The sequence below is a fragment of the Mycolicibacterium austroafricanum genome (genome assembly GCF_000612725.1).
Taxonomy (GTDB): Bacteria; Actinomycetota; Actinomycetes; order Mycobacteriales; family Mycobacteriaceae; genus Mycobacterium; species Mycobacterium austroafricanum.
Window position 1 is genome coordinate 121,625 of record NZ_HG964462.1, and the last position, 9,403, is coordinate 131,027.

General features: G+C 64.8%; 3 protein-coding genes. All 3 read left to right on the forward strand.

The features are described 5' to 3' along the window. Window positions 1-28: 28 nt before the first annotated feature. The gene (locus tag BN976_RS31180; protein ID WP_011782203.1) at window positions 29-1,021 is read left to right on the forward strand and encodes an LLM class F420-dependent oxidoreductase; all 993 of its coding nucleotides are present in this window, start codon (window positions 29-31) and stop codon (window positions 1,019-1,021) included. Window positions 1,022-1,733: 712 nt separating this feature from the next. After that, window positions 1,734-5,333, forward strand: a complete 3,600-nt coding sequence (locus BN976_RS31185; protein ID WP_235622196.1) for a hypothetical protein — start codon at window positions 1,734-1,736, stop codon at window positions 5,331-5,333. Between the two features lie 137 nt (window positions 5,334-5,470). Further along, on the forward strand, window positions 5,471-9,403 hold a 3,933-nt coding region (locus BN976_RS31190), incomplete at its 3' end, for a hypothetical protein (RefSeq protein WP_199559038.1).

The following is a 9,403-nucleotide window of genomic DNA, read 5'->3' on the forward strand; positions in this document are numbered from 1 at the left end:
GCAAGCGACGAGGCATAGAGTCGGGAGCATGCGCTTCGGAATCTTCGTCCCGCAAGGCTGGCGGTTGGACCTGGTCGGAATAGCACCCCGTGATCAATGGCAGGTCATGCGCGATCTCGCGTCGTATGTCGACGAGGGTGGCGTCTGGGATTCGCTGTGGGTGTACGACCACTTCCACACCGTCCCCGTTCCCACCGCGGAGGCGACACACGAAGCGTGGTCACTGATGTCGGCCTACGCCGCGACCACCTCGCGGATCAAGCTGGGCCAGATGTGTACCGCCATGAGCTACCGCAACCCGGTTTACCTGGCCAAGGTCGCCGCGACCGCCGACATCATCTCGGGTGGACGCATTCAGATGGGTATCGGCGGCGGCTGGTACGAACACGAATGGCGTGCATACGGATACGGCTTCCCCTCCGCCGGCGTGCGATTGGCCCGTCTCGACGAGGGCGTCCAGATCATGCGGGACGCCTGGCGCGACGGCACGGTGACGTTCGACGGCAAGCACTACCAGGCCGACGGGGCCATCGTCGCTCCGCGGCCGCTGCAGCAGGCGGGAATCCCGCTGTGGATCGCAGGCGGCGGTGAGAAGGTCACGCTGCGTATCGCGGCGAAGTATGCGCAGTACACCAACTTCACGTCCGAGCCCGAAGGTTTCGCGCACAAGTCGCAGGTGCTCGCCGAGCACTGCCGAGACGTCGGGACCGATTTCGACAAGATCGTCCGCTCGGCGAACATCAATGCAGTCGTCGGGAGCTCCGAGTCCGACGTCAAGGACCGGCTGGCGCGGGTGCGCTCACGGATCAGTGCGCTCACGGGTGAGCCCGCGGCCGACGCGATGCTGAACTCGATGAGCAGCCCTGAGGCCGGCAGCGGAACTCCCGAACAGCTCATCGACACACTGCGGCGCCTTCGCGAGCTGGGTTGCGAATACGTGATCTGCTATTTCCCCGAGGCCGCCTACGACCGCTCCGGGATTGAACTGTTCGAGCGTGAGGTCATCCCGGCTCTGTCGTGAGCTCGTGGGCCGGGCACCACAGTATGGTGGGCCGCCGGCATGGTCGGCGACAGGTGTCCGTTTGGGCAAATTCTGACACCATCGTTGAAAAGATCGCGGCACGGCTGGGAGCATCCCGGGTGGCGGGTTGTCGCGCGGAGGGCGCGCCGGCAGCAGCCGCAGTGGTCGGACTTGACGTGGACCACGGACGGGCGAATACTGAGCAACTCCGATTACCAGCGGGATGGGCGACTCCTGATGCGTGGTTCCCCGCGTCCGCGTGTCGATCCCCGCAGCTTAGGGCACCGGTTGGCGTGCGAAGAGTTATTGACTGCCGTTGAGCAGGCAAGGACTCAGAAACCTTCTGATTGAAATTTTCCTCTAGGAAAATTTGCCTGATTTTGTTACCTTTGCTCAGTGAGCTGGAGATTTGCTGACGCATCGAGGGCTCCGGTGATTGCCGCCTCGTTGTGTCAGCAAGTTTCTTCCAAGATTTCGTTATCGGGGTCACGATATTGGCTTAGGCTCAGCCCTGGCTGGGCACGCGCTGAACGCGAAGGTGCACGTTCAGCAAACCAGGCGAAGCGGGCATGGGACGGTCGGGGAGCCGTGCAGGAGCTGCGGATGCGCGCAGTTCTGCGTTGTGGCGACACAACCTCGAACAATCCGATATCGGCTCCGCTGGGGCAACTGAGCATCCGGGGGGATGCAGTTACAGCAACGGAGGTCGAATATGTGTGCGTCCCCTGCCCGTCATCGCGCTGCGCGTAACGGCTCGTCTGGTTCTCAGCGGGACTTCTGGTCGGCCAAGGACCTCGTCGAGGGTGTCGCAGACGGTGGGCCCGCGCGCCACGCACGCAAGACCCCGTCGAAGATCTCCATCCACGTCGGCCGAGTGGGTGCTCTCGCGGTGTCGCTCGGTGTCGGTCTGGCTGTCGCGAACTCGTCCGGCGTGGCGTATGCGGACAGCGACACCGAGTCGTCGGTGTCGTCATCCGGAGCCGACGCCACCCCGGCGGGTTCGTCCACCCCCGGCGGCGCCGACGAGTCACCGGAGGCGCAGACCGGCCCCGATTCCGGCGGCGACGCTGACGACGACGAAGACGGCGAGGACGCCGAGGCCGGCGATACCGACGAACCTGGGGACGTCCTCGACCCCGATTCGGACCCGGAGTCAGGCGCAGACGACGAGCAGGCCGCCGAGGAGTCCGGCGACAACTCGGCGGCTCCAGGGGATTCCGGCGAGACCTCGGGTACGGCTCCGGTGGTCGAGCCGTCCGTGCCGCCACGAGAGTCGGATGCCCTCGAGGAGGCCGACGAGTCCGCAGTCGACGCCGACCTTGACGTCGAGGTCTCCACTCCCGACGGCGCGCACGAGGACGCCGCGACTCCGGCGACCGAAGCGGTGTCGCTGTCGGGCGGCAGCGCCGTCGCGCCGGCTGCGCCCGCCGAAGAGGAGAGCCTTGAGTCGGTAAGCCTCTTCGCGGCAGTGGTGTCCAATGTGGTGGCACCGCTGGCCGATCCTGAGGCTCCGGCTCCTGCACCGTGGTTGGACGCGCTGCTGGCTTGGGTCCGGCGCCAGATCAATCACACCTTCTTCAACAAGACTCCTGTGTACGGGCCGATCTCGACCGAACAGATCCTCACCGGCCAGCTGCTCATCGACCTGCACGCGTCGGATCCGAACGGTGACCCGCTGACCTACGACATCATCCAGCCCGAGCACGGCTGGGTGTTTCGCGATCTCATCACCGGCCGCTTCGTGTACACCCCTGACGAACTCGTGGCCGGCGACCCCTTGGTGGACAGCTTCCAGGTCGTCATCCGCGACGACTCCGAACACCTGTCGGGCACCTTGGGCAGCATCCAGAAACTGCTTCACGGTGTCGCCAGGCTGTTCGGGCTCGCACAGGCCGACAACGTCACGGTCACGGTCCCGGTGTTCGTCGACCCAGTCATCCAGCTCCCACCACTGATCACCCCCATCGCGGGCCCGGGCTACACGCTCGGCGGCGACCCGGTGAAGCTGGTGTCCTCGGTTCTGGTTGCCGACGGGGATTCGGACGAGCTGTCCCAGGTCGTCATCAAAATCGCGACTCTGGGTCAAGACGGTGATCTGCTGGAGTACGTTGCTCCCCAGGGCAATCCGATCACCGCGACGTGGGATGCGCAGACGATGACGCTCACGCTCAGCGGTGTGGCAACCACGGCGCAATACCAACAGGCCATCGAGGCGGTGACCTTCTCGGCCACCGATGGTGCGTTACTGGTGCGCGGCGTGACGCTGTCGGCCACCGATGAACACGGCGTCGACAACATCGCACCTGGCTTCGTCGCCGTCGGGGTATGGCCCGCGATCAAGCTCCCGCCGTTGGTGACTCCGCTCCCGGGTCTGGGCTACACGATCGGTGACGATCCGGTCAAGCTGGTGTCGGCGGTCGACATCGCCGACGGAGACTCGGACTACCTGTCGAAGCTGGTGTTGAAGATCGCCACGCTGGCGCAGTCCGGTGACGTGTTGAGTTATGTTGCACCGTCGGACAATCCGATCACGGCGACATGGGATGCGGGTGCGAAGACCCTGACCTTGTCGGGGGTGGCGACCAAGGCGCAGTATGAGGAAGCGCTCATGGCGGTCACGTTCTCGGCGACCGAGGGTGCGCTGCTGGTCCGAGGCGTGACGATGTCGGCCACCGATGCCGATGGTGTGGAGAACATCGCTCCCGGACTTGTGACCGTCGGAGTCTGGCCGGCGCTGGCCCTGCCGCCGTTGGTGACGCCGGTGCCCGGCTTGGGATACACGCTGGGCGATGATCCGGTCAAGCTGGTGTCGGCGGTGGATATCGCTGACGGGGACTCGGACTACCTGTCGGAGGCGATCCTCAAGATCGCGACGTTGGCGCAGTCCGGTGACGTGTTGGGTTATGTTGCGCCGTCCGGAAATCCGATCACGGCGACGTGGGATGCCGGTGCTCGGACGTTGACGTTGTCGGGGGTGGCGACCAAGGCGCAGTACGAGGAGGCGCTCAAAGCGGTGACCTTCTCGGCGACCCAGGGTGCGCTGCTGGTCCGCGGCGTAACGATCTCGGTCACCGACGCGGACGGTGTGGAGAACATCGCCCCCGGACTCGTGACGGTCGGAGTGTGGTTGGCGACGCAGTTGCCGCCGCTGGTCACCCCGGTGGGCGCCCCGACCTACACGCTTGGTTCGACGCCGGTGAAGCTGGTGTCGGCGGTCGACATCGCCGATGGTGATTCGGACTTTCTGTCGGAGGCGGTGCTGAGGATCGCGCTGTTGGCGCAGTCCGGTGATGCGTTGGGTTATGTTGCGCCGTCGGGTAATCCGATCACGGCGACGTGGGATGCCGGTGCTCGGACGTTGACGTTGTCGGGGGTGGCGACCAAGGCGCAGTACGAGGAGGCGCTCAAGGCGGTGACGTTCTCGGCGACTCAGGGTGTGGGCATCGTGCGCACCATCACCATCGATGTCACCGACGACACCGGTGTGCAGAGCCTGACCTCCGGCCTCGTTCTCGCGGGCGCGAGATGGTCGCTGCCGCCGCTGGTCACCCCGGTGGGCGCCCCGACCTATACGCTTGGTTCGACGCCGGTGAAGCTGGTGTCGGCGGTCGACATCGCCGATGGTGATTCGGACTCTCTGTCGGAGGCGGTGCTGAGGATCGCGCTGTTGGCGCAGTCCGGTGATGCGTTGGGTTATGTTGCGCCGTCGGGTAATCCGATCACGGCGACGTGGGATGCCGGTGCTCGGACGTTGACGTTGTCGGGGGTGGCGACCAAGGCGCAGTACGAGGAGGCGCTCAAGGCGGTGACGTTCTCGGCGACTCAGGGTGTGGGCATCGTGCGCACCATCACCATCGATGTCACCGACGACACCGGTGTGCAGAGCCTGACCTCCGGTCTCGTTCTCGCCGGCGCCAGAAACCCCCTGCCGCCTCTGGTGACCCCCTTCGGGGGACGGTCCTACACGATCGGAAATCAGCCGGTCAAACCCGTCGCAGCGGTCGACATCGTCGACGCCGACTCGGACTACCTGACCAGCGCCACGGTGGAGGTCACGTTGTTCGGCCGCTCCGGAGACGTGCTGCAGTTCAACGGATTGGCCGGCGTGCCGATCAGCGGTAGCTATGACGCGGGCAGCAGGACACTGACGCTGACAGGTACGGCGACCAAGGCGCAGTACGAGGCGGCTCTCAAGGAGATCACTTTCACCGCGACCGGCGGCGCTTGGACCACAAGGACGTTGGCGATCAGAGTCACCGACGATGCCGGGGTCCGGAGCTCGGCTGGTCTGCTGACACTGTCGGTGTGGTGATCACCTGCGTCACGTCTGGACCGGGTCGTCGCGGCGGCGGCCCCGGTACTGCCTGACGGTGCACACCGCGGTCCGCGTGGCCGTGACAACTGAATATCGCAGGGGGACAGCGTTCTGAGTAAGACGGAGGACTACGTATGTGTGCAACCCCGGCTCGTCATCGCGCCCAGCGGCAGGGCGTGGTTCCTGAAGCCGGCTTCTGGGCGGCGAAAGACCTTCTGGAGCTGACAGCGCAGGGGCGGTCCGGCAAGCACGCCCGCAAGGGAACCTCGAAGTACACCCTTCACATCGGCCGCGTTGGCGCCCTGGCGGTGTCGCTCGGTGTGGGGTTGGCCGTCGCGAACGCTGGAGTTGCATACGCAGACAGTGACACGGACTCGTCGGTGTCCGAGTCCCAAGCCGACGACTCCGCAGCACCGCCGAGCTCGCCGCAGGTCGACGCGACCGATCAGACCGGGGTCGACAATGACGAGGAACCCGGTACCGCAGACGATGTCGATGATGAAGAGGTCGGCGAGGACCTTGCTCCGGAGGAAGCCGACCCGTCCGCAAACGAGGACACGGACGTCGATTCCGACGAAGAGCTGCCTGGGTCCTCAGGCGGATCCGGTGAATCACCGGGCGGATCGGACAGCACGCCCGACGAGCAGCAGGCTGCCGATCCCGATGTGACAGCGCCGGACTCCGAGCAGGTCGATTCCTCACCCGACGAGACGGTGGTCAGCACGCCCGAGGACGACGGGGCGGAGGAAGGCCCTGCCCTCGATGATGCCCATCCTCAGGGCGACGTGGCCGTCGTGGACGTGGTGAACACCACGACCGAACCGGTGGAACGGGCCTCCGCTACTCCGTCCGAGAGCGTCGAGACCGTCGACATCGTCACCGCGCTGGTGTCCACCGTGGTGTCCCCGTTCGCCAGCCCGGATGCGCCGGCACAGGTGCCGTGGTTCGATGCGTTGCTGGCATGGGTACGTCGCCAGATCACCCACACGTTCTTCAACAAGACACCCGTATACGGTCCCATCACGGTTGAGCAGATCTTCACGGGTCAGTTGTTCATCGATCTGAACGCGACAGACCCCAATGGTGATCCGCTGACCTACGAGATAATCCAGCCGACTCACGGGGTCGTGGTCCGAGATGTGATCACCGGCAATTTCATCTACACACCGACCACCATCGTCACCGGTGAGCCGTTGCAGGACACCTTCCAGGTCGTCATCAGGGACGACTCGGAACACCTCACCGGCGCGTTGGGATCCTTCCAGAAGCTCCTGCACGGTGTCGCAAGGCTTTTCGGCCTTGCGCAGCGAGACAACATCACCGTCACCATCCCCGTCACGATCGACCCCCTCGTTCAGTTGCCGCCCACGGTGGTCACCGCCGGACTGCCGATCTTCAAGCTGGGAGACTCGCCGGTCAAGGTGCTGTCCTCTGCGATCATCGCCGATGCGGACTCGGATCAGATCTCCCAAGCCACAATCAGGATCTCGACCGCAGGACAGGACGGCGACGTATTGAATTACGTTGCACCGGATGGAAGTCCGATAACGGCAACGTGGGATGTGACGACCAAGACCTTGACACTGTCCGGGCTGGCGACAGCCGAACAGTATGAACAGGCGCTGCTCGCCGTAACATTTTCCACGACCAAGGGCGGACTGCCTCGCGGCGTGTCGATCTCCGTCACCGACGAGACCGGTGTCCAGAGTCTGGTTCCAGGTGCGGCGATTGTGACTGTGATCGGGTTGCCGCCCACGGTGACGGTGTTCGGGTTGCCGATCTTCAAGCTGGGCGGGTCCCCGGTGAAGGTCGTGTCGTCGGTGACGTTGGGTGATCTGGATTCGGAGAACCTGTCCGAGGCCACCATTATGATCGCGACCGCGTATCAGGAGGGTGACGTCCTTTCCTACACGGCGCCGTCGGGGAATCCGATCACCGCAAGCTGGGACGCGGCCACGCGCACGTTGACGCTCTCCGGTGTGGCGTCGTTGGACCAGTACGAGGAGGCGATCAAGGCGGTCACCTTCAGTGCGACTGAGGGTGGGCTGTCGCGCGGGATTTCTTTCAGTGTCACTGATGATGCCGGCGTGCAGAGTCTGGTCCCAGGTGCCGCCGTGGTGTCCGTGATCGGGTTGCCGCCGACGGTGACGGTCTTCGGGATCCCGATCTTCAAGCTGGGCGGCGCCCCGGTGAAGGTCGTGTCGTCGGTGACGTTGGGTGATCTGGATTCGGAGAACCTGTCCGAGGCCACCATTGTGATCGCGACCGCGTATCAGGACGGTGACGTCCTTTCCTACACGGCGCCGTCGGGGAATCCGATCACCGCGAGCTGGGACGCGGCCACCAGAACCCTGACGTTGTCGGGTGTGGCGACACTCGACCAGTACGAGGAGGCGATCAAGGCGGTCACCTTCAGTGCGACTGAGGGTGGGCTGTCGCGCGGGATTTCTTTCAGCGTCACTGACGATGCCGGCGTGCAGAGTTTGGTGCCCGGCGCCGCCGTGGTGTCCGTGATCGGTCTTCCGCCGACGGTGACGGTCTTTGGCATCCCGATCTTCAAGCTGGGTGGGTCCCCGGTGAAGGTCGTGTCGTCGGTGACGTTGGGTGATCTGGACTCGGAGAACCTGTCCGAGGCCACCATTGTGATCGCGACCGCGTATCAGGACGGCGATGTGCTGAGTTACACCGCGCCGTCGGGGAATCCGATCACCGCGTCCTGGGACGCGGCCACCAGAACCCTGACGTTGTCGGGTGTGGCGACACTCGACCAGTACGAGGAGGCGATCAAGGCGGTCACCTTCAGTGCGACTGAGGGTGGGCTGTCGCGCGGGATTTCTTTCAGTGTCACTGATGAGGCCGGCGTGCAGAGTTTGGTGCCCGGCGCCGCCGTGGTGTCCGTGATCGGTCTTCCGCCGACGGTGACGGTCTTTGGCATCCCGATTTTCAAGCTGGGCGGGTCCCCGGTGAAGGTCGTGTCGTCGGTGACGTTGGGTGATCTGGATTCGGAGAACCTGTCCGAGGCCACCATTGTGATCGCGACCGCGTATCAGGACGGTGACGTCCTTTCCTACACGGCGCCGTCGGGGAATCCGATCACCGCAAGCTGGGACGCGGCCACGCGCACGTTGACGCTCTCCGGTGTGGCGACGTTGGACCAGTACGAAGAAGCCATCAAGGCGGTTTCTTTCTCGGCGGCCGAGGGCGGGCTGTCGCGCGGCATTTCCTTCAGTGTCACTGACGATGCCGGTGTCCAGAGTCTGGTCCCAGGTGCGGCGATCGTGAATGTCATCGGGTTGCCGCCGACGGTGACGGTCTTTGGCATCCCGATCTTCAAGCTGGGCGGCGCCCCGGTGAAGGTCGTGTCGTCGGTGACGTTGGGTGATCTGGACTCGGAGAACCTGTCCGAGGCCACCATTGTGATCGCGACCGCGTATCAGGACGGTGACGTCCTTTCCTACACGGCGCCGTCGGGGAATCCGATCACCGCAAGCTGGGATGCGGCCACGCGCACGTTGACGCTCTCCGGTGTGGCGACGTTGGACCAGTACGAAGAAGCCATCAAGGCGGTTTCTTTCTCGGCGGCCGAGGGCGGGCTGTCGCGCGGCATTTCCTTCAGTGTGACCGATGAGGCCGGCGTGCAGAGTCTGGTGCCGGGCGCCGCCGTGGTGTCCGTCATCGGGTTGCCGCCGACGGTGACGGTGTTCGGGTTGCCGATTTTCAAGCTGGGTGGGTCCCCGGTGAAGGTTGTGTCGTCGGTGACGTTGGGTGATCTGGACTCCGAGAACCTGTCCGAGGCCACCATTGTGATTGCGTCGGCGTATCAGGACGGTGACGTCCTTTCCTACACGGCGCCGGCGGGGAATCCGATCACCGCAAGCTGGGATGCGGCCACGCGCACGTTGACGTTGTCGGGTGTGGCGTCGTTGGATCAGTACGAAGAGGCGATCAAGGCGGTCACGTTCAGCACGACCGAGGGCGGCGTCGCGCGCGGTATTTCTGTGAGCGTGACGGATGACGCGCAGGTGCAGAGTCTGGTCCCGGGTGCGGCGATCGTGAGTGTGATCGGG